Origin of the sequence: Candidatus Equadaptatus faecalis (assembly GCA_018065065.1) — a bacterium.
Taxonomy (GTDB): domain Bacteria; phylum Synergistota; class Synergistia; order Synergistales; family Synergistaceae; genus Equadaptatus; species Equadaptatus faecalis.
Map to the genome: position 1 here is coordinate 23,352 of JAGHTZ010000051.1, position 26,739 is coordinate 50,090.

The 26,739-nt window shown below is 46.0% G+C and carries 21 protein-coding genes; 3 read left to right on the top strand and 18 right to left on the bottom strand.

What is annotated here, in order from left to right; all coding sequences use genetic code 11:
• Nucleotides 1-39: 39 nt before the first annotated feature.
• The 14 genes from KBS54_04050 to KBS54_04115 all read right to left on the bottom strand — a co-directional run bounded on the left by KBS54_04050 (nucleotide 40) and on the right by KBS54_04115 (nucleotide 16,404).
• Entirely contained in the window at nucleotides 40-1,701 is a 1,662-nt protein-coding gene (locus tag KBS54_04050; protein ID MBQ0055302.1) for a DHH family phosphoesterase, read from the bottom strand.
• A 5-nt stretch (nucleotides 1,702-1,706) separates the two neighbouring features.
• Entirely contained in the window at nucleotides 1,707-2,108 is a 402-nt protein-coding gene (locus KBS54_04055; GenBank protein ID MBQ0055303.1) for a LapA family protein, read from the bottom strand.
• Nucleotides 2,109-2,227: 119 nt separating this feature from the next.
• Nucleotides 2,228-3,103, bottom strand: coding sequence for a protein translocase subunit SecF (secF, locus tag KBS54_04060; GenBank protein ID MBQ0055304.1), 876 nt, complete (start codon nucleotides 3,101-3,103; stop codon nucleotides 2,228-2,230).
• Nucleotides 3,104-3,118: 15 nt separating this feature from the next.
• A complete protein-coding gene (secD, locus tag KBS54_04065; protein MBQ0055305.1) occupies nucleotides 3,119-4,504 on the bottom strand; it encodes a protein translocase subunit SecD in 1,386 nt (461 codons plus the stop codon).
• Nucleotides 4,505-4,573: 69 nt separating this feature from the next.
• Entirely contained in the window at nucleotides 4,574-4,990 is a 417-nt protein-coding gene (gene yajC, locus KBS54_04070; protein ID MBQ0055306.1) for a preprotein translocase subunit YajC, read from the bottom strand.
• Between the two features lie 131 nt (nucleotides 4,991-5,121).
• Nucleotides 5,122-5,748: a redox-sensing transcriptional repressor Rex gene (locus tag KBS54_04075; protein ID MBQ0055307.1), complete on the bottom strand. Its 627-nt coding sequence runs from the start codon at nucleotides 5,746-5,748 to the stop codon at nucleotides 5,122-5,124.
• 11 nt (nucleotides 5,749-5,759) lie between these two features.
• Nucleotides 5,760-6,032, bottom strand: coding sequence for an RNA-binding S4 domain-containing protein (locus KBS54_04080; protein MBQ0055308.1), 273 nt, complete (start codon nucleotides 6,030-6,032; stop codon nucleotides 5,760-5,762).
• A 124-nt stretch (nucleotides 6,033-6,156) separates the two neighbouring features.
• Nucleotides 6,157-7,515 (bottom strand): ATP-binding protein, encoded by a 1,359-nt coding sequence (locus KBS54_04085; GenBank protein ID MBQ0055309.1) that lies wholly within the window; start codon nucleotides 7,513-7,515, stop codon nucleotides 6,157-6,159.
• A 309-nt stretch (nucleotides 7,516-7,824) separates the two neighbouring features.
• Entirely contained in the window at nucleotides 7,825-8,073 is a 249-nt protein-coding gene (locus KBS54_04090; GenBank protein ID MBQ0055310.1) for a DUF2442 domain-containing protein, read from the bottom strand.
• A 13-nt stretch (nucleotides 8,074-8,086) separates the two neighbouring features.
• Complete coding sequence (locus KBS54_04095; protein MBQ0055311.1) at nucleotides 8,087-8,347, bottom strand: DUF4160 domain-containing protein; 261 nt, start codon at nucleotides 8,345-8,347, stop codon at nucleotides 8,087-8,089.
• Nucleotides 8,348-8,525: 178 nt separating this feature from the next.
• The gene (locus KBS54_04100; GenBank protein ID MBQ0055312.1) at nucleotides 8,526-13,307 is read right to left on the bottom strand and encodes an Ig-like domain-containing protein; all 4,782 of its coding nucleotides are present in this window, start codon (nucleotides 13,305-13,307) and stop codon (nucleotides 8,526-8,528) included.
• Nucleotides 13,308-13,337: 30 nt separating this feature from the next.
• Entirely contained in the window at nucleotides 13,338-14,417 is a 1,080-nt protein-coding gene (locus tag KBS54_04105) for a hypothetical protein (GenBank protein ID MBQ0055313.1), read from the bottom strand.
• A gap of 146 nt (nucleotides 14,418-14,563) precedes the next feature.
• A complete protein-coding gene (locus KBS54_04110; protein ID MBQ0055314.1) occupies nucleotides 14,564-15,859 on the bottom strand; it encodes an SYNERG-CTERM sorting domain-containing protein in 1,296 nt (431 codons plus the stop codon).
• A 23-nt stretch (nucleotides 15,860-15,882) separates the two neighbouring features.
• Complete coding sequence (locus tag KBS54_04115; protein ID MBQ0055315.1) at nucleotides 15,883-16,404, bottom strand: hypothetical protein; 522 nt, start codon at nucleotides 16,402-16,404, stop codon at nucleotides 15,883-15,885.
• 267 nt (nucleotides 16,405-16,671) lie between these two features.
• Between KBS54_04115 and KBS54_04120 the strand changes: the two genes are divergently transcribed.
• Complete coding sequence (locus KBS54_04120; protein MBQ0055316.1) at nucleotides 16,672-17,337, top strand: LexA family transcriptional regulator; 666 nt, start codon at nucleotides 16,672-16,674, stop codon at nucleotides 17,335-17,337.
• 62 nt (nucleotides 17,338-17,399) lie between these two features.
• Here KBS54_04120 and rpoD read toward each other — a convergent pair whose 3' ends face one another.
• From rpoD to KBS54_04140, 4 genes are all read right to left on the bottom strand, one after another.
• On the bottom strand, nucleotides 17,400-18,551 hold the full coding sequence (gene rpoD / locus KBS54_04125) for an RNA polymerase sigma factor RpoD (protein MBQ0055317.1): 1,152 nt from the start codon (nucleotides 18,549-18,551) through the stop codon (nucleotides 17,400-17,402).
• Nucleotides 18,552-19,297: 746 nt separating this feature from the next.
• Nucleotides 19,298-21,025 (bottom strand): DNA primase, encoded by a 1,728-nt coding sequence (locus tag KBS54_04130; protein ID MBQ0055318.1) that lies wholly within the window; start codon nucleotides 21,023-21,025, stop codon nucleotides 19,298-19,300.
• Between the two features lie 180 nt (nucleotides 21,026-21,205).
• Nucleotides 21,206-23,179 carry a sodium-translocating pyrophosphatase gene (locus tag KBS54_04135; protein MBQ0055319.1) on the bottom strand — a complete coding sequence of 658 codons (1,974 nt, stop codon included), beginning with the start codon at nucleotides 23,177-23,179 and terminating at the stop codon, nucleotides 21,206-21,208.
• A gap of 189 nt (nucleotides 23,180-23,368) precedes the next feature.
• On the bottom strand, nucleotides 23,369-24,451 hold the full coding sequence (locus tag KBS54_04140) for an AI-2E family transporter (GenBank protein MBQ0055320.1): 1,083 nt from the start codon (nucleotides 24,449-24,451) through the stop codon (nucleotides 23,369-23,371).
• 151 nt (nucleotides 24,452-24,602) lie between these two features.
• On the opposite strand from KBS54_04140, the gene KBS54_04145 reads away from it, so the two are divergent.
• Nucleotides 24,603-25,766 (top strand): aldo/keto reductase, encoded by a 1,164-nt coding sequence (locus tag KBS54_04145; protein ID MBQ0055321.1) that lies wholly within the window; start codon nucleotides 24,603-24,605, stop codon nucleotides 25,764-25,766.
• On the top strand, nucleotides 25,759-26,184 hold the full coding sequence (locus KBS54_04150) for a DUF1893 domain-containing protein (protein ID MBQ0055322.1): 426 nt from the start codon (nucleotides 25,759-25,761) through the stop codon (nucleotides 26,182-26,184). The genes KBS54_04145 and KBS54_04150 overlap by 8 nt, the downstream gene beginning before the upstream one ends.
• The last annotated feature ends 555 nt before the right edge of the window (nucleotides 26,185-26,739 follow it).

The following is a 26,739-nucleotide window of genomic DNA, read 5'->3' on the forward strand; positions in this document are numbered from 1 at the left end:
GTATTATCTGTCCCGGTAAGGGGTATATCTTTTTCCATATCAGGAATCCACTATTTTTTCAAGTATCAGTTGTAAAGAAGTTACGTTTCTCCAAGTATCAAGTCTTGGTTTGTAGATCCAGCCTTCAAACGGCTTGCGATTATTCATCAGTGACGTAACGGCATTAAAAGCAAGCATAGTAGCCCCGTTCAGCTCTATTTTTAGATGTCTGCCGTTCCTTCCAAGAGGCTGAAGCACCATGTATCCATCGTACGGCGCGTAAAGCAGCGGAGCAGGATTATCCATACCAAACGGCCCAAGTGCCAGAGCATCGTTCCAAACTTCTCTGTTAAGCAGTTCAGGCTTCCAGTACAAAATATCTTCTTTTTCCTCAACAACCGTAACGTTTGACAGCATTTCTTCAAGTTCGTCCCTGACTTCCTGCCACTGCTCCTGCAAAACGCTGAACCCGGCAGCAAGCCTGTGTCCGCCCCACGTATTAAGCTTGTCGCTTAATTTTGCAAGCACGGCAACAGCATCGCCACCCGCAGGCATACGCAGCGTTCCGCGCATAACGCCGCCAACTCCGGCAACGAGTGCTATGGGTTTGTTCTTCTCACTGCATACGCGGCTCGCCACGCTGCTTAAAACGCCGGCAGACCATGTATTGTCCGACAGAACGTAATTATACCCACTGTCTTCATTAAGCGATATCTGCTCAAGGACCCCCATTGAAAGTTCCCTGCGCTGTCTGTTTAATGTAATTATTTTGTCAACTTTCTGTGCGAGTTCTTTTGTCGGAAAGAAAATATCAACAGCTGTATCCGCAAGTTCCAGTCTCCCAGCAGCATTAAGACACGGAATAATTTTCATCGACAAATCTTCCGTATTTACCGTATCGGGACTAACCATTAGTTTTTCCATAAGCATTGCAAGCCCCTGACGCGGTGCAGTACGCATCTGTTCAAGACCCTTGCGCACTAAAATACGGTTGAGAGGCGACGCAAGAGATACGCAGTCAGCAACTGTTGCCAATGCTACAAGATCAAGCATTGCATACAATTTATCTTTGGAAATAAGTTCATTCTGCCATGCCCAGCACCATATTACGCCTGCGGCGCAAAGCTTTCGCGCAGTGGCATCGCCGAGCAGATGCGGATTGACCATAGTTTCGCAGCGGGCAATTCCGTTTTCGGCAAGGTGGTGATCCAGCACTACGACTGGAATACCTGCAGAGCGTATAAGATTTATTTCCTCTATATTCTGTGTTCCGCAATCAACTATAATGAGCAGGTCACATTTGCGTTCCGCAATCGTTTTGGCAATGCTCATATGCAAACCGTAGCCCTGCTTAAAGCGGTGCGGAATAAAATAACGAACCCGTGCGCGCTTGCTGAGAACCATAGACATCGCAATAGTTGTGGCGGCTATTCCATCCACATCATAGTCACCGTACACAATTACATTAGAGTTTTCGTTAAGATTACGGAAAATATCGGCAGCTACGCCGTTAGTAGCACCCAACTGCATTTCACCGAGAAGATATTCCATATCAGGCTTAAGCCACATATCAACAACGGAACGGAATGTATTAAGCGTAACGCCCCGCATTTCAAGCAGCGCAGCCTGAAAAAGCGAACAGCCAAAACGGTCGGCAACTTCCTGAGTATAGCCACCGGGGCGGTGTATGTTAAAGAGTTCTCCGGAACAGCGAGATACCATTGTTCTTATTCTTTCTCCGAAACAGCAGTGGTGTTTTCGGACAAATCGCTGCCCGCCGCTTCAACCGTTTCCGCATTCGCAAATACAGATTGTTCTAAATTTGAGCTGTCTGACGGAACATCAGGCACAGCAGCAACGATATTCTTCTTTTCTTCTTCAATTGCATGCAATTTGTCGTTCAATTCTTTAATCTGCCGTTTGTATTTGTTTCTTGTTTCCAATTGTGCCAACAGCGAAAGCAGCCACATCAGGATTACGCCTGCACAGAAAAGGACGATCTCCCAAACCCCTTGCGGAAAATTCCATTCAGAGAAAAGAAACCGTACCCTGACGGTATCAAGGTTCTGAAAAGAATAAAGGGCGGAAACAGACATAGTAATTACGATAGCAAGCATCGTGCATTTCATATCTACCAACCCCGCTTATTTTTTTATCGCCTATATAATACAACAAAAAACGCTAAATACCAAACAATAAAAAAAGCGGGAGGGAATATTCCCTCCCGCTTTTTTATATTAGGTGCAATTTAGGCTTTCGGAGAGTGTGTGTACCATTCAGCTACAATGCCGCCGGCAACATAAATTGAACTGTATGTTCCGAAAACGATACCAATAAGGAACGCAAAGGCAAAGTTTGCTATAACTTCTCCGCCGAACAGAAGCATCGCGATTACAGGAAGCAGTGTTGTAAGTGCTGTGTTGATTGTTCTCGTAAGAGTTTCGTTGATTGACGCATTGATAACATCAATAACACCTTTGCTGCGGACATCTTTCCAGTTCTCACGGATACGGTCCATAACAACTATCGTATCATTCAGGGAATAACCAACTATCGTCAGAACAGCCGCTATGAATGTTACCGAAATTTCCCTGCCGGTAAGGCTGTAGATGCCAAGCATAATCGTTGTGTCATGGAACAGTGCCAAAACGGCTGCCACGCCAAAACGGAAACGGAAACGGAACGCCATGTAAATAAGTATTCCGAGAAGCGCAAGTGCAAGGGCGATAAGCGCCTGACGGCGAAGTTCTCCGCCAACGACAGGACCAACCTTGTCTATCTGAAGAATTTCAGTTCCATTGAAATCTGCTTTCAGCTGATCCGTAACCTGCTGGCGAATGCTTTCGTCAGGGGCTTGAAGACGAATCAGGAAATTGCCGTTGTCATATTTCTGAATTGTAGCCTGTCCCTGATTCACCTTGTCAAGGCATGCGCGGACATCAGCAACTTCTGCATTCTGCGCAAATTTAACCTGGAATACAAGACCTCCGGTGAAATCAACGCTGAGGTTAAGACCTTTTGTAAAGAGCATGCCAAAAGAAAGAATTATGAAGACTATACTGATTGCAATCCAAAGTCTTCTGTATTTCATAAACGGGAAATTGAATTTGACGTTGTCAAACATGGTATCTGCCTCCTCCTACTTCTTCTGTCCGCTGTCACGGGCTGAAAGCATAACACCGAGTATCGAACGCGTGACGACCACGTTGCAGAAAACCGCCGCAATCGTACCGATGCTGAGTGTAACGGCAAAGCCTCTTATCGGACCTGTTCCGCAGTAGAACAGAATTGCCGCTGCGAGCAACGTTGTGATATTGGAGTCGAGAATAACGACAAGAGCTTTTTTGAAACCTGCTTCAAGGGCTGCGAGATACGTTTTGCCCATGCGCGCTTCTTCTTTCATTCTTTCATAAATAAGAACATTTCCGTCAACCGCCATACCTATCGTCAGGATAAGACCGCCGATACCGGGAAGCGTAAGAGTCGAGCGAAGCACTATAAGGCACGCCAAAACTATAAGCATTGCAACGCAGAGAGCGATGTCGGCCGCTATGCCAAGCATTCCGTAATAGATAAGCATGAAAATTACGACAAGCCCAAGACCAATAAGACCTGATTTTATTCCCTTTGCGATTGAGTCGGCGCCAAGCGTAGGACCTACAGAACGGTTCTCAAGAACTTCAACGTTCACCGGAAGCGCGCCTGCGCGGAGCATAATGGCAAGCCTGTTAGCTTCTTCCGTTGTAAATTTACCGGTAATCTGCGCATTGCCGCCGGAAATTCTCTGCTGGACGACAGGGGCAGAAATAACCATGTCGTCAAGCACTATGGCGATCTGTTTGCCGACGTTCATCGCCGTTGCAGAGTCAAACAGCTGCGCGCCTTCAGCATTGAATGAAATTGAAACCGCAGCTTTGCCGAACTGGTCAAAAGTCGTTTCCGCTTTGGTAAGCTGTTTTCCGCCGACATAAAGTTTGCCAAGCAGATAGCCGTTGCCTTCTTCGCCGTTGACTACCTTTACTTCTCCGGCATCCGGAACCTGGGCTTTCAGCTTTTCAACATATTCAGCCGCGTTTTTCCTGGCTTCTTCATACATACTTACTGCGCTGTTGTAGCTTTCTTCCGTCTCATAATTCTTGCGATCAGGTTTTGCAGGAACAGAAGGTGATGCACCAAGTACCTGTCTGAACTCAAGAACAGCGGTACGACCGATAAGGTCAAGCGCTGCCTGAGGATCGTCAATACCCGGAAGATCCAGTGCCACGCGGTCTGTGCCCTGTTTCTGAATAATCGGTTCCGCAACGCCGTACTGGTCAACACGGCTACGGAGAACAGCGATGAGCCTTTCAATGCTGTCAGCGTTAATCGGATTTGCCGCAGTACCCTTTGCCTGCAAAACAATGTGGGCTCCGCCTCTGAGATCAAGTCCCAGCTTAATCTTGTCCTTAATCGGGAACACGATAACGGCTGAAACAGCGATTACGGCGACAACCAGTGCCAGCCGCCATTTGTCTTTCTTTACCATGCTTATGCCTCCTGACAAATTAACGAAGCGGATAGAAACATCTCCGCTCCGTATCTTACCCTGAATATTTTATTCTGCCGTTTTTTCGGCTTCGGGAGCTTCGGCTGCTCCGGCGTTTTCAACTGCTTCTGCCGGCTGTGCTTCGCCTTCCGCTTTTGCTTTTTTAACGCGTTTCATTTTTTTCGGACGCGCGGCAGCTTCGCCTGCTTCTTTTTTCATCGCAACGGAGCTTTTAAGGATCCGAACCTTAACCGACTGTCCGGCAGCCTCATCACCCATATCAATGATATAGCTGTCTTCAAGCACTTCGCAAACCTTGCCGTAAAAACCTCCGGCGGTTACGATCGTCGAGCCTCTGGTGATGCTTGCAATCATATCCGTATGCGCTTTCTCACGTTTTTTCTGCGGACGGATAATAAGGAAATAGAAAATGGCAATAAAAATAGCAAACGGTAAAACCATTCCCATGATGCCCTGCTGACCCATTATGAAATCCCCTTTCATCTATAATACCAACTGTCAGTAGTCCAATTGACACCGAACTGAAAATTTGACAGGACAAATTTTAGCATAAATCAGAATTATATGCCACACTTTCGCAAAAATAACTGAATTTATCACTTGGCTTTGTCCTTAAGAAAGAAAAACATTTTTTCCATAGCCGCAAGTATATCAACTCTGTGAAACATAATTCCTTTAGGCACGGACACCGCCGACGACGCGAAAGACAACACGCCCCTGAGCGTTTCAGAAGAACAGGCGATATCCACGCAGCTCTGCGCTGCGCTTTCGGGAACCGCAAGAATAAGAATTTCTATCTTTTTTTCGCGCATTATTTCAGGCATACGATCGTCTGAATAGCATGGAATTCCGTAGTAGTCAGTTCCTATTTTATTTGGATCAACGTCAAAGGCGGCTTCAACGGAAAACTTGCCGCTGTAAAAATCGGAATGTCCTATCAGCGCCGTACCCAAATGCCCCACACCTGCGAGAGCAACTTTCCATACGTGCGGCGTGCCAAGTATTTTATCTATATACTCACACAGCTTACGCGCTTCGTAACCCACGCCGCGGCGTCCGAAGTCTCCGAAATATGACAAATCTTTACGAACCTGACTGTCTTTAATGTCAAGAGCGTCCGCAATTTCGCGGGAAGAAACAAACTCTTGCCCGTCCTTCATCAGCTGCGATGCCACACTGTGGTAATGCACCAGACGCTCTATTGTCGATTCACTAATTTTCATATTACACCTCGTCACCATGGACGTTCCTCAGGATCTGCCTTGCGTTCGGAAACAAGCTCGTAAGCGGCAGCGCGTCTGCGCAGCTGCTGTTCATCAGCGCAAAGCACGCGCGCTTCAATAATCCTGCGTGCGTACGCAATCTCAATAATATCGTTTTCCTTGACAGCAGTCGCTGGCTTGCACTGCATTTTGTTAATCCGCACAGCTCCTATTTCTGTCATTTCCTGCGCCACAGTCCTGCGTTTCACAAGCATGGACAGCTTTAGGAACTTGTCTATCCTGATCATAATATCACTGCGCCCAATCTTCAAATACTCTGTTACTTTGTGAAATTTTAGCAAACTTTTGCCGCGCCGTAAAGTAAAATAAAAAGATTTTGAAGATTTTTTGCAGACAGGTAACGGCAGACTACAAATCCATGAGCGACAGCGCGTCATAATGCGGAATCGGTTCGCTGCGTTCATCAATAAACATCACCATATAGATTGGCAGATACGTAATCTTTTCTCTGACCTCCAGATTTTTCCCGCAAAGGACAAACGCTTCGTCAATTCCGTAACTTTTCTGCTCCAGTACGTTGTTCAGAGCAGAATGTACCTTGTAATCTTTGCCTGACTTTACTTCTATAGGAAGGCATTTATTTCTGTACTCAATGACAAAATCGATCTCGCCCTGCTTCTTGCTGTTGAAATAATATCCGCCGTATCCGTGCGAATGAAGCTCCTGCGCAACTGCATTCTCAAAGATTGCCCCATAGTTCACATCCCGTTCCCCGTTCAGCGTTTTAATAATAGTACCGCGTCCGTACATAGTTGAAAGAAGCCCTACGTCCGACAGAAAAAGCTTGAACAGATTGGATTTTTCGCTGGCACGGAGCGGAATTTTCGGTTCCGTAACGTTATAGACAGGTATTGCCGCACCTGCGTTGACAAGCCACTCAAAGCTGTCCGCATAGCGTTCCATTTTAAGGTTTTTATCGAGACGAGCGAAGGTATAACGCTTGTTTTTCTCATTCAATTCAGACGGTATCAGTTCGTACGTCTTCAAAAGACGCAATTTTCTGTTTTCCATTTCATATTTCGTAAAATCCAGCTTATACTGCGGAATAATTGCGTTATGCACCGACATGACGCGGTTATAGTCATGGTTCGTGACATATTCGTTCACAGCTTCCGGCATTCCACCGATTACGAGGTAATTGTAAAATGCTTCCATCAGTTTGTCATGAACGAACTCGTCAACAGCTGTTTTGTTGTCAAATGCAGCCTTAAGCGACTGAAACACCTCGTCGCTCAAACCGAGAGCTCTTGCGAACTCCTCAAAATCCATCGGATACATTTCCAAGGTATTCATAAAACCAACCGGCGCAGACTTAATTCCAGCCAGTTCAACACCGAGAAGCGAACCACTGAACACGTACTTGAACGAGCCCTCGCGGACAAGAAATTTGACCTTTGTAACTATATCCCTGCATTGCTGAATTTCATCAAAAAAGAGTATCGTACTGCCTTTTACAAGCTTATGTTCCGTCAGAAGCGAAAGGCGCGACAGAAATTTTTCAATTCCCGATTTTTCCACGGCACGGAAAAGCTCAACCACCTCCGGCTGCTCTATAAGATTAAATGAAACAAAATCAGCGTTTTCTTCCTTCAGAGTTTCCTCAATCAGAAATGTTTTCCCAATCTGCCTTGCGCCGGTAACAAGCAGTGCCTTGTCTCCGCTGCGTATCCAGCTGACTATATCCTTATGTCTCTTCCTGTACAGCATATCCGTTTCACTCCTTTGCCCCGTTTTCTAACACAAATTATAGCATATTTGCCCCGTTTTCCATAACATTTTTTTGCAATTTCTGCCCCGTTTTCCAATTAACTGCAGCACAAATACAAGTAGCTTGAGCCAACAAACATGCCTAACGCGGTTTTAATGTAGTGTTTTTATTATTCAGAATTATATTGTCATGGCATTTCTATTCCAAAAGATCGTTTTTTTGTACCAAAATATCATTTTGGGCAAAAACAAAAACTGCGGCTTGGGAATTTCCCAAGCCGCTTTATTGCGTATTTGTACAACGGATATTTACACCGCGTCTCTGCAGCTTTCGTACAAATGCTCAGGCGCTATATCCACCTCATCGTTCCACACGACCGTACCGTATTCTGCGCGGGCAGTCAGAAAAAACGGAAGATTTCTCAAAGCTTCGTTTATAGGCTTCTCCAAAAGGGGACGGGCATCGTAAATTCCTTTCTTACCGTCCGCAAAGGTAATCAGCAGCGTATAATCCTTCTGCGCTTTAACATCAATTACAGACCACTTGAAATTAGCCACAAGCCTCACTCCTTTAGCGGAGAGGATCAATTTTATAAAGAGGCTGTTCCGTAATCGCAAGCCTCCAGTTTGCATCGAGCTCGTCTCTGTGAATTTCTGCCCACGCAGCAATAAGTCTTGTTTGCTTGGGCGGCATATTGCCTTTAACAAGTTCACCATCAAGGCTGAAAATAGCCTCAAAATCCTGATAAAACGCATGGAAATGCGCCGGCAAATGTTCACCGTTATTATACATTCGTATAATTATACCAAAAAACATGGCAATCGTAGGCATTGCAAAAGAGCCTCCCTTACTCAAACTGCGCAAATTATAACAAAAAAACAACAAGACAACAAGCACGGTTTCTCAGTGTACAGTTACGGAAAAATTTGTCTATTGCTTCCTCAACATAAACGAACAGGCAGAGAATAAAACGCTCTGCCTGTTTATATTCTTAAAGCTTTAACTTTGACTATTTTCTCTTTCTGCAAAACAGCGGTGTCGCAAACAGCAGGGCAAGTATTCCGAATCCCGCGTTGCAGCCGCCGGAGGAGCTTGAATTACTTGCTGTTTCGTTTGAAGCAGTTGGTGATGCCGCTTTGAGCGTTACTCCCGTTTTCTGTTCTACTGCTTCTATTATCGCTTCTTCCTGCTTTTCTTCAGGTTCGTCTGCGTTTTCTTCCAGCGCGTTGTCCGCAACTTCGGCTGTTTCTGTGTTCAGCACTTTCAGCGCATTATCAGTCGTTCCGTTCCTGTTTGCCGCTCTCATCAGCATTGTTACTGCCGCTTTGGGTTTTGTTTCTCCTTTTTTGAGGAAGCTTGTTCCGAGTATTCCAAAGTCTGTGAGGTTTACGCTGTTGTCTCCGTTGAAGTCTGCTCTTGCGTCGTATCCTGTTACTCCTGTTTTTTTGAGGAAGGATTTACCGAGTATGCCGAAGTCTGTAAGGTTTACAGAGTTATCTCCGTTGGCGTCTCCTCCTTTAATGGTTTCTGCCATTGTTATGTTCCAGTCGTTTCCGTTCAGCTGTACTGTTGCGTTTTGGATTGTCGCAAGGTATCTTTCTCCTTTTATCCAAAGTTTTACTTTTTGTCCGCTGCTTACGCTTCCTCCGTCCATTTCAAGCCTCAAGTGCCCGTTTTCGTCTGTTGTTCCCTGTCCGCTGTACAGCAGTCTGTTTGCGGTGTTATAGACACAGACTTCTATGTTTTCTTTGTTGCTTCCTGTTTTTCCTCCGCTTGATCTTCCCGCAAGTTTGGTTGTCAGGTTGAGGTTAATGTTCTGAGCTTTAGTCGATACTTCCGTTGGTGCTTTTAATGTTTCTCCGTTTTCATTCCGGTAGGTCGCCATTACAAACCCTGTTATTTCAAACCCTGGTATTTCCAACGCAGTCATCGGCATTGTAACTAAACCGTTTGCATCCACGCTCACATTTCCACTTGTCCATGTTATTTCGTTGGCTGCAGGTTTAAGTGCTGTGTCAGGCTGAAACACCAGTTCTTTGTACATGTCCTTTGTGTTTCCAGCCGTTACTTGGTAACTTTTTCTTCCGAAACTCATTGACGTTACAGGTGGGCGTTTGACTGTAAGTTCTATTGTTCCTTTTACTCCGCTTCCGTCTAATGCTTCTGCCGTTATTGTTACGTTTGCGGTTTTGCCCGTTATTTCTTTTGCCGTTACCAGTCCGTTCGCGTCAACCGTCGCAATGTTTTCATCGCTGCTTGTCCATTTTATGTCTTTGTTTGCCGCATTGGACGGCTGTACGTTTGCAATAAGTTGTTTTGTTTCTTTGACAAGCAGTGTTCTGCCCCCTGTTTCAACCAGTACTGTTATTCCCGTTACATATTGCTCTACTCTCAATGTTTTGCTCACAGATTTTGTAGGGTCATCCTGCGATGTGGCAGTTATTGTTACGCTACCGGTTTTTTTCCACGTAACGATTCCTTTCTCGTTCACCGATGCCACGGACGTGTCCGAACTGCTCCAGACCACCTTGCCCGTATCGCTTGCGTCTCCGCTGAAGACAACGTACTTTGAAAAATCCGTATTTCCGTCACTAACGTCAAAAATATACGGCATATCCTGCGCAAAAGCAATGCTTACAGTTTTTTTTACAATTACCGTGCAGCTTGCAGACTGATTGCTGCCGTCTATCGCTTTTGCAGTGATTACCGCTGTTCCTTCAGCAACTGCCGTAACCCTGCCAGTTGAATCTACTGTAGCAACATTAGGATTACTGCTTGTCCATTTAAGGAAGCCTATCGTTGCGTTTGTCGGATTAACTGTTGCAGTAAGCTGTTCATTTTCTCCGGCGTACAAGTTACACACTGTTTTGTTCAAGACAATTCCCTCAACATACCGTTCTATATTTCCTGTTACGTTAATTTCCTGCTTAAATGTAAGTTCAGAGTTATTTAACAGTCCGATTACTTTTACTGTCAGTGTTGCTTTTCCTGCACCAACCGCATACGCCTTATTGTTGTAAATTGAAATCACACTATTATCTGAACTTTCTATAATCTCATAACGCACATTATTTTTATTGTATGCATTTACAGGATATATATCCAATACAGGCTGTATTTCCATACCGGCTGAAACTGTTTTAGGGCAACTCAGCATAACTGCAGCTGACGGAAGCTGATTATTTTCGTATGCCACATTGTGTATTGTACAATATAGATCAGAACTATCAATATTATCTCCACCTACACTATTCCATGAAGTACCTTTCAAATATCCGCAGGTTATATCTATACTACTGTTTCTATTACTGTAATTGATGCCATTATATACATATCCGCAGATACTACCACCATTGTAGCCTATTATTTTTCCGCTGTTGATACAGTCTCTGATGGACATATCTGTCATTGTCAGCAGACTTGTACCGGTATCAACATTACTTATATATCCGCAGACGCCTCCGACGTAAGAATTGCTTCCGCCGCTTGCACCTACTGTTCCTTCGTTCACACAGTGGTATATGTGTATAGCGCCCTTGTCGTAATTATACGCTTTTCCACAGATACCGCTAACATAGTCACTTCCGCTTACCGTTCCTGTATTTACGCAGTTGATTATATCTATAGAACTCCCGCTATTATAAGCATATCCCCAGATACCGCCAACGTAATTGCTTCCGCTTACTGTTCCTGCGTTCATACAGTTGATTATGTCTATATAACTCTTGTCGAAAAAATAAACCTTTCCGCAGATACCGCCAACATAATCGCTTCCGGTTACTGTTCCTGCGGTCATGCAGTTCGTGATTGCACTACTGCTATAATCATCTCCGCTAGCATATCCACAGATACCGCCGACGTAATTGCTTCCGCTTACTGTTCCTGCGGTCACACAGTCCGTAATTGTTACTTCATAGCCATCAGCTTTTCCGCAGATGCCGCCAACATAATTTTTTGCTTTTATTTCACCGGATACGGTAAGGTTCTTTATCGTTGCATTTTCAACCGTTCCAAACAGTCCCTGATAACTCTTGCTGTTGTTTATATACAATCCAGATATTTTGTGCCCACAGCCATCAAAAGTGCCAGAATAGTTTTTATTGTCATTTCCAATCGGTATCCACTGGTCTTCTTCTGAACCATCCAGATCTATGTCTGCCACAAGTTTTGCGTTAAGGTTTACTGCCCCTCTGTTCACCTGGTCTCTAAACCATTTCAGCTGAGCGGCTGTTTCAATGAGATAATTGTCCTGTACTGCCCCCCCAGCGACAACCGTTACCATACAGGTCACATACTTATTGCTACCGTCTATCGTCCGTGCAGTTATAGTCGCCGTGCCTTCCGCGACTGCCATAACCCAGCCTGTTGAATTTACTGTTACAACAGACGGATTATCACTTGTCCAGTTAAGACAATTTATTGTTGCGTTTGTCGGACTAACTGTTGCAGTAAGCTGTTCATAATCTCCAACATGCAAGTTACACACTGTTTTGTTCAAGGCAATTCCCTCAACATACCGCTCTATATTTCCTGTTACGTTAATTTCCTGCTTAAATGTAAGTTCAGAGTTATTTAACAGTCCGGTAACCTTTACTGTCAGTCTTGTTTTCCCTGCACCAATCGCATACGCCTTATTGTTGTAAATTGAAATCACGCTATTATCCGAACTTTCTATAATCTCATACCACACATTATATTTGTTGTATGCCTTTACAGGATATATATCAACTACAGGCTGTATTTCCATACCGGCTAAAACTGTTTTAGGAAAACTCAGCATAACTGCTACTGACGGGAACTTTCCCTCTTCGTATTCATGACTGTCGGCTGTTATAATGCCGCCATACACATTTGATGTTCCTATCGAGCGCTCGCTGTAGCCAGCCCTTTTTATATATCCACAGCCGGTTAGTTTTATCACTTCTTCTCTGTAACTACCATTGTAATATGTTTCTCCGCAAATATATCCATGAGTGAACCCCGATGGTACGCTGCTGTTGAAACAGTTGCTGATTAATATGGTTGCCTTGGTGTCAACAACTGTTACCTCTACCAATCCGCAGATACCGCCTACACGATGTCCGCTTACATATCCTTCGTTTACACAGTTGCTTATGGTTATATTACCTTTGTAGTCTTCTTTCAGAGTCAGAGATGTTCCATTGTAAGCTTTTCCATTGAAAGCATATCCGCAGATACCTCCAGCCGTGCCTGTTGTGCCTGTTGAAATATTTGCTCTTATATTTACTTCATTCACACAGTTGCTTATGGTTATATTATTATTGTAGTTATTATGGTAGTCTCCATCCAGATTGTAAGCATATCCGCAGATACCGCCTACATATTCACCACCATTAATTTCTCCGGATACCGTAAGATTTTTTATCGTTGCATTTACAACCGTTCCAAACAGTCCCTGATACCTCATGCTATTGTTGTTTATATACAATCCAGATATTTTGTGCCCACAGCCATCAAAGGTTCCTGAATATGTTTTCTTTGAACTGTCACCATCAGGTGCCCACGGAGAATCATTGCCTATAGGTGTCCACTGTTCTTCTTCAGAACAGGCAAGGTCTATGTCCGCTGTGAGTTCGGCTTTAAGATACTTTGAGCCACTGTTCACTTGGTCTCTAAACCATCTCAGCTGCGCTGCTGTCCCAATAAGATAATACCCGTTGCTGTCCTGCACGGGAACGTCGGACGAGTGTGCCGCACCTATAAACGCAATTACAAGAAACGCTATCAGCGCGAGAAATATTTTGTTGTTGTGTTTGATGTTGAGTTTCATCGAATATCGCCCCTATTTTTTGCGCAAATACTACATAAAGTTGTAGATTTCATTCCGTAATTCGTCTGTCAAAAAACTATCGTTAACCATCTTAGGTATTGCATCTTTCAGATATTTTTCCAAGAAGAAACTCGCAACTTTCAAGACAGCTATATCTCTGCCTTCATACGCACTAAACAAAACAGTGCATTTGTTGCCGTGAATATATTTGCATCTTAAATAATATGGGAATTTCAGCAGCATTATGCCGTACGGCGTAACGTTGAGTTTGTGCGCTATGTCGTTAAGAATTTTCACGATTTCATTCTCGCTATCTATGGAAAGTTCGGTTTTATTGCTTTCGAGCTGCGAATATAATTCTGTTATGTCTGCTTCACTGTATCCTTTTGCTAACTTGCCAAGCAATTTTGCATATACCTTTCTGTTGCCGGTGGCATTTCTGCCAATACGCTCGTCATGCATGGCTTCAATCTTTATCAAAGCCGCACATATACCTTTGCAATCATTCCTTTTAATTCTTTTACTAGAGTTTTTGCCCTCAGTCAATGTATTGTCATATTTCTTGCTCAAATAATTATAATAAGCGTTCATTGAAGTCCATAAATTGGTAAATCTGTCAATTTCAAACTGCCGTCCCTTTGAAGCAAGAAATGAATAGACAGATGACACACAAGCATTTTTCTTTGCCGCTGATTTTTTCATTTGCAGCAATTTCTCTTTGAACCTTTCGTTTTCTCTCCAGTTTTGAACATTTAAGTCAACTGGATTTATCATAGAAAACATATAGGGAAACCCTATATCTGTTTTCGTTTTAACTTCAAGTTCATCATTTATCATAACTGCGAAAGAATTGATTTTCATTCCGCGAGAATATTCAATTGCATGCGACAAAAATATCTTCCGCATTATGTCAACAAGATAGTTTGACTTAAAACTTAATATTTCATCAAACTCTTTTTTTGAACTCAAACAAAAACCAACATATGCTGCATTTTTCTGAATATACAGCGTTATATCAGTTCCAGCAAAATTGTATTTCAAATATGCGTTCTTCTGTTTTTTACCTGAATTAATGATTATTGCATAGTTATATTTCTTCTGTTTTCCCATTATATATCACCCATTCATAAATAGTTTCTTTATAACTCTCTTTTCAATTTCAACTTTTAAGTTTTCCCCAGCCCAAATTGAAAAGAAAATTTATTAAAAGCAGTAACGGAGAGGCAGATTATATCCGCCTCTCCGTGAAGAGTTTCTTACTTTTTCTTTCTGTAGAACAGAGGCGCCGCAAAAAGCATTGCCAACGCGCCGAAGCCTGCGTTGCAGCCTCCGCTGCTGCCTGAGGATTTTTCGTCAGCGATTTTGACTGCTGCCGTAAGGTCGCCTTTGTCGGTTGTAACTGTAAGTTGATATTCGCCGTTTTCTTTTTCAGCAAATACGGTTTGTTTTACTGTCAGTGTTCCGTCTGCGTATTCGTAATCTTCACCGTCAATAAGGTCTTCGTCGGCGATTTTGACTGCCGTAACGGCTGTAATTCCTTTGAGCGTGAATGCAAGGTCTTCCGGCGATTTTTTGTAGAACTCTGCTTTTGCGGGAGTGATTGCCGGTTTTTCAATGTATTCTGCTGTTATCGCTGCCGTCTGGTCTTTTTCAACAGTGATTTCCTGCTGTGCCGGTGTTTCGTAGCCTTCTATTTCTTTGAACTGTATTGTGTAGGCTCCTGAAGGAATTTCCTGCGCTGTTCCGCCGTTGTACCATGTTTCTCTGTCAACTGACCACTGCGCCGTTTCCGCAATGCTTTCGGGGGTAAAGGTTACGGCAATAAATCCGGGCTTTCCCGTGTAGGTTACGCTTTTTGTAAACGTAGGTGCGGTTTTTGCAAGTTCAACGCTTATGTCCTCCGGTTTCGTATATCCTGCAAGTTCCTTGAAGGTTACTTTATATCTGCCGAGCGCAAGTTCGCTTACGGAAGAGCCGCTGTCTTTCCACGTGCTTCCGCCGTCTATTGACCATTTTCCTTCCGCAGGGGTTGTCGTTATTGTTATGGTGCCTGTCGGCGCTTTGGCAATCGTGAGGCTGAGTGCTTGTGCTGACGGTGTTCTTTCTTCAAAATCAGGAAGCATAAACATCGTTTCGGTCTGTGTAAGCGTTGCTGTGCCAAACGCGGCTCCGCTTTTTACTTTCAGCGTCATGCTGCCTATAACGTAGTCTTTGTTGTCAGAAACCGCATCGCCGGTAAGACTCGTAAGTCCAAAGCCTACTTCTCCTGCTGTACCTGTTTCAGGCTCTGCCGCGGAAGGAAGGTCTGTTCCTTTTGACGCGCTGACAAATTCAAACACGCTTGTGTCATACTTTACGATATTTTGAAGCCCTGCAATTTTGCCGCCTGCATTGGCAAATTTTGCTTTGTACGTTACTGTTACCGTTTCACCAAGTGTCAGCTGTGTTGCGCTCGGTGTGAGCGTGAAGGTTGCTGACGGGTCTGCCGCGAAGGCACCGGCTGACATTGCAAAAATCATTGCAAGTGTCAGAAAAGCTGCGAGTTTTTTCATTTGTTACTCCTCCTTGAGTTATGTTATTTAACCTGAACCATTGCGCCGGTTATGAGCGCAAATTCAGCCGTTTTGTTTGAAACGATGCATTCCGTTCCGCCGGATATTTCTTTATCCGTCGTGAATCCGATGCGCAGCGTTTCGCCTTTTTTGCAGTCTGCTTTTGCCTTGAACTGCTGTTCCGCAAATACGAATTTTCCCTGTCTGCTCAATGTGAGCGGCGCTGCAAGAGTTCCGCCCGCCACGCTTGAAATTCCTTTTGTACTGTTGCTGTCAGCCGCAAGCTTTTCGCTTAATACGGCGTTTTTCAGCACAGGGTTTCCTACTGCTTCAAGCTTCGCGGGATTCCATTTCAGCGATGCGACAACGGCAGATATTTCTTCCTGCGGCGAGGCTTCAATTTCAAGCTGCACGCTGAACGTTTCTCCCGCTTTGACTTCTGCCGGCGCTTTCAGTCTTATCGCGGGTGTGTTTTCCGCAAACGCAGGCAAAGCCGCGCAAAGCAAAAGCAGTACAGCGCAAGCGATTTTCTTTGTTCTTTTCACACAGACTCTCTCCTTTCTGTAAAATTAAACAAATTGCCAAATAAACCAATTTTTTGACGCCGCAACCTTCCAAACGGAAATCAAGCCCGCAGCACGTTTATACATTAGGTTTATTGTCCCTGTTTTGCTCAATTATAATTATACAAACGGTTTTAATCAAGCCATTAATTTATAATTTTTTAATATTATTATGCGCATTGCGTATAAATATTGATTATTGCCACTGTTTTACCATTTGTATAAGATTTACCCGAAGAGGTGATTACGATGTCTTTTGGATGCCGTTTGAAGCTGCTGCGCGAAAAGAGAGGGCTTTTGCAGGAGGATTTGGCTTTGCTTGCGGAGGTTACGCCCGTTACGCTGTCAAGGTATGAGCGCGGAGAGCGCACGCCGACCGTCGCCACGGCCGAGAAGCTTGCAGCGGCCCTCGGAGTGCATGTGTCCGCTTTTTTTGACGATAATGCGGCTTCGGACGGATTTTTAACCGAAAATCAGGATTTTGTTTTCGTTCCGATTGTTAGTATCAATAATGCCAAGCTCAGGCAGAACGGCGCTGCGGAGCTGACCCATTCCGGATTTTACCCTGTACACAGAAAAGATTTTGACAGTATTCCGAGCAGCAGTATGAAGGTCTGCGTTATAGAGGGCGATTCCATGTCGCCGAAGTATATCAACGGTGATTACGCCTTGTGCGAAACGCCAGACGGCACCGGCGATTTTTCGCTTTCTGACGGGGATATAGTCGCGGCGGTTTTTGATAATAAATTTTACATCAGGGGATATTTCAGAAATTTTGACGGTACTATTGATTTGCGTCCTGTCTCCCCGTGTTTCATGCCTATTCACACTTCGGCGGACGACAGGCGTTTCAGGCTGTTCGGGAAAATAATCCGCATTTACCGCACTATCAGGGACACGGGCTTTTACGGATAGTTTTTGCCGTTTTCAGGTTTAATTTCAAAAAATATGCTCCCCTTGCGAGGAGCATATTTTATTTATTCAAGGAAATCTCTGAGTTTTTTGCTTCTGCTGGGGTGGCGAAGTTTGCGGAGTGCTTTCGCTTCAATCTGGCGTATGCGTTCTCTTGTTACTCCGAAACGTTTTCCAACCTCTTCAAGCGTGTGAGCGTGCCCGTCTTCCAAACCAAAGCGCAGTCTCAATACTTCGCTTTCCCTTTCTGTCAGGTCGTCAAGCATTGAATCAAGCTGTTCGCGCAGTATCTGCGTTGCCGCCGCTTCTTCAGGGCTTGGCAGTTCCTTGTCTTCGAGGAAATCGCCGAGCTGGCTGTCTTCTTCTTCACCGATAGGCGTTTCAAGCGATACAGGTTCCTGCGCAATGCGCTGGATTTCTTCGACTTTGTTGGACGGAAGTTCCATTCTGGCAGCTATTTCTTCAACAGTAGCTTCGCGTCCAAGTTCCTGTACAAGTTGCCGCGATACCCTTACAAGTTTGTTGATTGTTTCAACCATGTGCACCGGTATGCGTATGGTTCTCGCCTGGTCGGCAATTGCTCTCGTGATTGCCTGACGTATCCACCACGTAGCGTACGTGCTGAATTTGTAGCCTTTTGTGTAGTCAAATTTTTCTACGGCGCGGATCAGCCCCAGATTGCCTTCCTGTATGAGGTCGAGGAAGAGCATTCCCCTGCCGATATATTTTTTCGCGATGCTTACGACAAGCCTGAGATTTGCTTCAACAAGTTTGTCTTTGCATTCAGTTCTTCCTTCTTCGACACCCTTAGCATACTCAACTTCCTGTTCAGGTTTAAGCAGTTCGATTTTTCCGATTTCTCTCAAATACATTCTGACGGGGTCGGAGAGCGGAAGTTCGTCCAAATCTTCAAGGTCGTCAGCAGCTTCAACTTCCGGCATGGCTTCTCCGTCGATTGATCCTGCCTTGACTTCCTCAATGACGTCTACACCGAGTTCCATGAGGTTGGTGTAGAGACTGTCTATTACTTCCGGTGTAAGGAATTCCTTTGGCAGATGCTTTTCAAGGTCGTCATAGGTCATATAGCCCTTTTCGCGGCCTTCGTGAAGAATTTCCCTTACGCTTTCGATGTACACCGTATAGTCATCGGCAATTTCATCGGGCAGGATTTCCTGAATGTCTGACGGAAGCTCTTCCTGACTGATGCCTTTGTCTATTGCAAACGCCAAATCAAGTCCTTCCGCCTCGACCTTGTCTGTTGTTGCGGGCTTATCTTTCTTTTTGTGTTTTGAAGCGGCAACCTTTTTGTGTACGGATTCTATGATTGCCGCCGCTGACTCGGCAGCTACCTGTACAGCTTCCTCTTCGGTTATTGACGCGTCTTCCATGGCGGCGCCAATGCCCAGACTAATTTTGTGAACGGAAAAATCCGTTTCAGACACAGCTTTGTCCGTTTCGCCGTCTTCTATGAGAAACTCCGGTTCAGCATCGCTGTCCTGTTTTTCCGGCTGCTTTGGCTGCGTGTTTTTCTTTGCTTTTTTTGCGGAAACCGCCTTTTGCGGCTTCTTGTCAGCGGATTTGTCTGCTTTAACCGTTTCCTTTTGTCCGCTTTTTTTTGCGGAAGACGGCGCTTTTTCAGCTGACGTTTTGCTTTTCTGTGACATGGCAGCCTTATCGTCTTTTTTTGCCGCTGCTTTAACGTTCTTTTTTTCGGCTGCTTCAACAGCGTCGCTGTCCTTCGGTGAAACAGCGGCAATTTTCTCGTCTTTTTTTACCGCCGTTTTAGCGTTCTTTTTTTCGGTATCTTTGGCAGCGGCTTTGTTTTTTTTCTCTGTTGTTTCTTTTGCGCTGTTCGTTTCTTCGGCAGACTTGCTTTTACCGCTTTCACGGACGGCTGAGCCTTTACCTATTTTTATCGCGGCAGTTTTCTTTTCAGTTGTCTCTTTTGTTTCTTTTTTTGCGGTCATTTTAACGGTGCCCCTCCCTTAACGTATTTAACAAGTTCGCAGTATTCTGCCATATCCCCGCCGTCTGCTTCGCCTCTTATCATTTTGGCGTGCAGCGTTTTGATTCGTTTTTCAGCTGTGGCTTTTCTCAGTTCCTTAAGCAGTCTGTCTGCCAGTTCTGTTTCTTCCAGCCCCTGCTCCAATAAAGCGTTGCCTTTAGCAATTACGGACAGGCAGCTGCTGTCACCGAGATTTCTCCAGCGAGTTTCAAGCTCTTCCCTGCTCTCGCCGGACAAGAGCGCTGAGATGACATTCTGGACAGTCCCGTCGCCTATAAAGTGTATCACATCTGAGGGCTTATAGCGCATTCTCAATTTTTCATTGTTCCAAAGCAAGCTGCAGAGCATAACTTCTCTTTCGTCAGTTTTTTCCGCCGTCTGGTTTTCAAAAACCGCATATTCCCTGCTTAGGCTGTTTTCTCTTCCGCGTACCGTTTCCTGATGTCCGCGTATTTCGTCTTCAAGATTGTGCCGCAAAACTCCGAGTATCTGAGCAACCCTGTCAATGTACGGTTTAATTTCAAACACAGACAGCGACGCAAGCCCTTCAAGAAGCTGTTCTCTTGCCTGCGCGGCTTTTTCGGGTTCATTCTGCGCATTCATGCACACAACCGCATGATACACAGGAAGCGGCAGAGCTTCTTCCAATGCTTTTCTGAAATAATCCGCTCCGTTTTCAAGCTGCAGAATTTCGTCAGGGTCTTTACCGCCCTCAAGTTTAACGACTTTAACGGAAATGCCGTGCTTCTGAAGAATGTACATGCCGCGGAGCGCGGCTTCCTGCCCCGCTCCGTCAGAATCGTAGCAGATGTAACACATATCAGCCATCCTTTTTATAAGCACAGCCTGCTGCTCGGTAAGAGCCGTGCCAAGCGAAGCGACAGCGTTTGAAAATCCGCAAAGGTGGCAGCGAATTGCGTCCATGTAGCCTTCGACAAGTATCGCCGCGTTTGCCCTGTGCATTTCAATTTTTGCTTTGTTCAGCAGATAAAGGTTGTTTCTTTTGTTAAAGATTTCGCTTTCAGGGCTGTTGAGATATTTAGCGTCTTCCCCTGCTATAGCACGTCCGCCGAAGCCTATCAGCTTGTCCGTAACGTTATATATCGGAAACATTACGCGCCCCCGGAAACGGTCGTAAATTCCTTTGTTTCCCTGCGACACAAGTCCGCTGTCGATGAGTTCCTTTTCTTTATATCCCTTGGTCAGCAGTATTGACGAAAGGCTGTTCCAGCTGTCAGGCGCCCAGCCTATGCCGAATGCCGCAGCCGTTTCGTAACTGATGTTTCTTCTGTCGAGATACGCGCGCGCGGCATTTGCCCCGGGGGTATCGTAAGATTTTCTGAAAAATTCCTGCGCGTCGGCAAGAATGTTTTTCTTAATCTTCGTGTCGGCAAAATTTCCGCTGCGCGGCTGGAGCTTCACTCCGGCTCGCTCTGCAAGCCGTTCAAGCGTTTCGCGGAAATCAAGATGTTCCATTTCCTGAACAAAGCTGAAAACGTCTCCGCCTTTTCCGCAGCCGAAGCAGTGAAAGCTCTGCTTTTCGGAGGAAACTGTGAACGACGGCGTTTTTTCGCTGTGGAACGGACAGCAACCCCAATATCTCGTCCCTTTGCGGACGAGTTTTACGTAGTCGCCGATAACCTCTGCGATATCAAGTCTGCTTTTTATTTCGTCAATTTCTGACAAGCCCAGCCCCCGCTGTCAAATTAAGGATTACAAATGAAGAATTAAGAATATTCCCGGCAACAACTTATTATACGGCAATTATCCATTCTTAATTGTTTACTGCCGTAAGCTGCGCGCTTTTTCAGAGAACACGGAGGGACAGCTGTCTGTCCCTCCGCGCTTGCTTTTTCAGCGTTAATATTAACGGATAAAGAGCGGTGCAAGAACCGTCGCGACGACGGACATAAGTTTTATAAGAATGTTAAGGCTTGGGCCTGCGGTATCCTTGAACGGGTCACCGACGGTATCACCCACGACTGCCGCCGCGTGCGGAGCCGAGCCTTTTCCGCCGTACTGGCCGGATTCAATGTATTTCTTGGCATTGTCCCATGCTCCGCCTGAGTTTGACATAAATATAGCCATCATAACACCGGTTACTATGGAACCGCCGAGAAGACCTCCGAGAGCCTCAGGACCGAGGACCACACCGACTATAACGGGAACTACGACCGCCATAAGTCCGGGGATAACCATTTCCTTAAGGGCTGCCGCCGTTGAAATGTCAACGCAGCGCTCATATTCCGGACGGGCTTTGCCTTCCATAATTCCCGCGATTTCGCGGAACTGTCTGCGAACTTCCTGTATCATTTTTTCAGCCGCGCGCGAAACTGCCTGAATCGCAAGGGCGCTGAATACGAACGGGAGCATGCCGCCGATGAAAAGTCCGATCATGACGTTTGAATCCTGAAGGTCGATTGCCTTAATCTGCGTTGCCTGGGCGTATGAAACGAACAGGGCAAGAGCCGTAAGGGCTGCCGAGCCGATTGCAAGACCTTTGCCAACCGCCGCCGTCGTGTTGCCGACCGCGTCGAGTTTGTCGGTGATGTTGCGGACTCCCTCAGGAAGCTCCGCCATTTCGGCGATACCGCCTGCGTTGTCCGAAATAGGACCGTAAGCGTCAACAGAAAGCGCCATACCCGTGATTGAAAGCATGCCGACTGCGGCGCAGGAAATTCCGTAAAGACCTCCGAATTTGAAGCCTGCCCAGACTGCGATGCAGACGAGAAGGACAGGTATTGCCGTTGATTTCATTCCGACACCGAGACCTGACAGAATGTTTGTTGCAGGACCCGTCTGTGAGGCTTCAGCGATTTCCTTAACGCTCGGGAATGCGTCTGATGTGTAGTATTCCGTGACGCCGCCGATTGCGATACCTGAAACAACACCCGAAACGACCGCCCAGAAATAGGTAAGTTCTCCGAATACCGCATTGGTAAGGAAATATGTCGCAATAATCATAATAACGCCGGTCATAACGAGACCTGTGCTGAGTGCTTTTGAAGGATCACCGTCTTTTTTGACGCGGACGAATGCCATACCGAGAATTGAAGCAACTATGCCGACCGCCGCGAGGAAAAGCGGGTAGAAAGCACCGGCTGTTCCGGCTATAACTACCGCTCCGACCGCCATCGCGGCTATTACGGAGTTGACGTAGGATTCAAAAAGGTCAGCTCCCATACCGGCGATGTCGCCAACGTTGTCGCCGACGTTGTCAGCGATAACCGCAGGGTTGCGGGGGTCATCTTCAGGAATACCTGCTTCAACCTTGCCGACGAGGTCAGCGCCAACGTCCGCCGCTTTCGTATAGATACCGCCGCCGACACGCGCAAAAAGCGCTATTGAAGACGCGCCGAACCCGAATGCGACGATAATGTTGGGATCGTTGAAGACATAATAGGCAACAGCAATGCCGAGAAGACCAACGCCGACGACGGTCATGCCCATAACGCTGCCGCCCGTGAAAGCGACTTTAAGAGCTTCGTTCATGCCGTTCATTGCGGCGCAGGAAGTCTTTCCGTTTGACTTTGTGGCTATTTTCATGCCGATATAGCCGGTAAGCGCCGAGCAGAAAGCTCCGAATACGAAGCATACCGCGCTGGCGACGCTGATCTGCCACGCGAGAATAGCGGCGACTATTACCGCGAAAATGACAAGCGATTTGTATTCCCTGTAAAGGAACGCCATGGCACCGCTCTGAATGATGCCAGAAAGTTCTGCTACTCTTTCGTTGTCAACCTTTGCTTTCGCGATTTTGCCCGCTGCGTAAACCGCATAGACAAGCGCCAAAAGCGCGGCGACAACGACCAGTCCCAGCTGTGATACAAAATTTTCCATGATAGAACAAACCCTCCTCAAGGTACACGCCCCCGCAGAATACGGGGCTGTTTTACAAGTGGATATTATATGTGTTTCGGAGATTAAAAGCAAGTACGGGATATTTGCAAATTGCAGATACAGGGCACAAAAAATCCCGCGCTTCACACAGCGCGGGAGACAATGGCTTTACAAACGCAGCACCTGAAATTACAGACTGTTTTTTTGTCCGGCTGCGCTTTCCCTGTATATATCCAGCATGAAAATTCCAAGGGAAAGAACAAGAGGCCCGAGGAAAAGCCCGACAAAGCCCCACAGATACAAGCCGCTGAAAAGACCGAGGAAAACAATCAGCATGTTTATGTCGCTATTGCCGGAAATGAAAAGCGGGCGTATGAGGTTGTCCGCCGTGCAGACAAGTCCGCCGCACCATGCAAGCAGCACAAACGCGTGGTAGTGGTCGCCTGACGCAAGAAGATAAATAACCGCAAAACCCCATACGGCGGGAGTGCCTATCATCGGAATCATACCGAAAATAAACATCATAAAGCCGAAGAAAATCGGGTTCGGAAGCTTCGCGAGATACCAGCCTATTCCGCCGAGTACACCCTGCACAAAACCGGTCAGCACTATGCCGTAGACAACTGCGCGGAGCATTGTCCTGCCTTTTTCAAAAAATTCCGCCTTCTTATTTTTGCTGAGGGGCAGCAAATCTCCGGCGTAGTTTACGATTTTTTCGCCGTCGCGCAGCAGATAAAACGACGTAAATCCAACGACCACAAACAGCATCAAAAACTTTGACGTGCCGCTTACGATTTTCTGCGAAAGTCCCTTGGCAAGCATTGAGAACCATTTCAGCAGATTGGACGCGCCTTCCGCAAAATACGGCTGAGATTTTATGCTGTCCCAGTCTGATATACGCTTGCCGATGAACTGAAAATTATGCAGCCACTCGTAGATACTCTGCAAAATCGGCATAAATCCGCCTGCCTTAACAACGCTGTCGTAAGCCGAAGCCGCCTCCTGCGCAAGGAATATTGTTATCCAGAGTATCGGAAGCAGCATAAAGCATAAAATCACAAGCGTCACAAGCAACGACGAAACGTCCGAAAAACGGCCTTTGAACACAGAGGTATGCAGCTTTTTGTACAGCGGGTGCGCGAAAAGCGAAAAAACGACCGACCACGCAAGCGCGTGAAAAAACGGGCGCAGCAAAAGCGCGCACAAAAGCAGTATTCCTGCCGTAAAAATCATAAACGCCGTGTTTCTGCCGCCGGCTGTATCCTTTTCCATTGTCTGCCCCCCCCCTGCACAATGCTCAATAACTATATACATTATAGTAGCACAAGCTGAAAAAATTCCAATGCAAATTTATCTGTTTTATTGCTTTTGCGGCAGTTTGGTTATAAAATCAGCGCAATGAATAAAAAAAGAGGTGTTTGAAATGGCAGATTTCGGCTTCGGCTGTATGAGGCTTCCCGTTACTGATTCAAAAAATCTTTCGTCCTTTGATTTTCCGCTTATCGAAAAACTGTTCGACACTTATCTTGAACACGGCTTCAGATATTTTGACACGGCATACGTTTATCACGGGGGAAAAGGAGAAGAAGCAGTCCGCAAAGCTCTTGTTGAACGCCACGCAAGAAACGAATTCGAGCTTGCGACAAAGCTGCCGCTGCGAACCTTCAAGGATTTGGACGAACTGAAACAGATTTTTGACAAGCAGCTTGAAAACTGCGGCGTTGAATATTTTGACTATTATCTGCTGCACAACGTCGGGACAAATGTATGGGCGAGAATGAAGCAGCACAACGTCATCGGCTTTACGGCTGAGAAAAAAGCTGAGGGAAAAATAAAAAAGCTCGGCATATCCTTCCACGACAAGCCGGAGCTTTTTGACGAAATACTCTCGGAATACGCGGAAAAAATTGATTTCGTCCAGCTGCAGGTCAACTACGCCGACATGGAAACGGAGGGCGTACAGGCTCGCGAATGCCTTGAAATCGCGGCGAAATACAATCTGCCGGTAACTGTTATGGAGCCGGTAAAAGGCGGAACACTCGCGAAAATTCCCGCAGAAGCGGAAAAGCTTCTGCGCGGCATGCGTCCGGACGCGACGCCCGCCTCATGGGCGCTTCGCTTTGCCGCCTCACAGAAAGGCGTTGTACGCGTACTCTCAGGCATGAACAGCATGGAGCAGCTCGAAGACAACCTGAAAACCTTTGAAAACTTCGAGCCGGTTACGGAAGAAGAAACCAAAATACTGTTCCGCGCGGCGGAAATAATAAACTCGCAGACTGCGGTCAAATGCACAGGCTGCGGATACTGCACGGAAGGCTGCCCGAAAGGCATCGCGATACACAAAATATTCGCTCTTTACAACAGCATATCGCGCCTCACCGGCAGCTTCTCAAGCGAACACACCTACTATACAAACCTTGTCCTGCAGACAGCCCTTGCAAGCAGCTGCATAAAATGCGGCAAATGCGAACAGGCGTGCCCCCAGCATCTGAAAATCAGGACTCTGCTTGAAGACTGCGTTGAAAAGCTCGAGAACGGCAATGTAATACTCGCCCCGTTCCTCGAAAAGCTCAAAAACAATGGCTGACGACCTCGCACGCGCCCGCGAACTGCTTGCGGCAGGCTCCTGCACCTGTGCGCTTGTCTGCGGAGGCAAAGAAATAACAAGCACCGAGCGCGGCGTAAGACCGCTGCTTGAACTGTACGAAAGCGGCAGGAATTACTCCGCGTACTCGGCGGCAGACAAGGTAATCGGCAACGGCGCCGCCTTTCTTTACGTTCTTCTGGGCATTAAGAAAATATACTGCGGGGTCATAAGCGCAGACGCAAAAGCAACGCTTGACTCAAACGGGATTGAAATTACATACGGGGAACTTGTCCCGGCGATAATAAACCACGACAAAACCGGCTTCTGCCCCGTTGAAACGGCAGTAAAAGGAATAACGAAACCGCAGGCAGCGCTTGACGCCATAAAAGCCCAGCTGCGAAAAATGAAGATAATCTAAACCACACAGTGCATTTATAAAGTTTTTATAACTTTTACTTTATTTTTGTAAAGTTTTTAGACTGATTTACGTTAGTTTTCTTGCTGAACGACAAGTTATGTTTTTTTGCAGATTTTTGCATTTTTTTGTAAATTTGCTATTGACATTTCCAGAAATAAGCGTAAAATATTTTCTCGCCGTTGGAGCTTTGCTCCTTGGCTTGCGGTACATTGTACAGCGTCGGAAGCGTAGCCGCGCAAGGTAACATCCGGTTCTGTACACCGGCTATAGTATTTGCAATTAACTTAAAATCGCATGGCGCGCGTGCGTAGTCCATCCAAACCGTGGCAAACCAGCTGCTAAGTTTAGTATGAATGGGGAATCTTCGGTAACTGCAAGCTGGCTGGCGGCAGGGTCCCCGGACAAAAACGCTGTTCACTATCACGGCGGACTGTCGGGCACGCAACCGACGTAAAACAAATGAATTCAAAGCGGCAGGCATTTGGACTTATGTTCGTTTGTCTGCCGTTGTTTTTGTCAACACTGATTCCTACGGGGAAAGGATTTACTTATAAG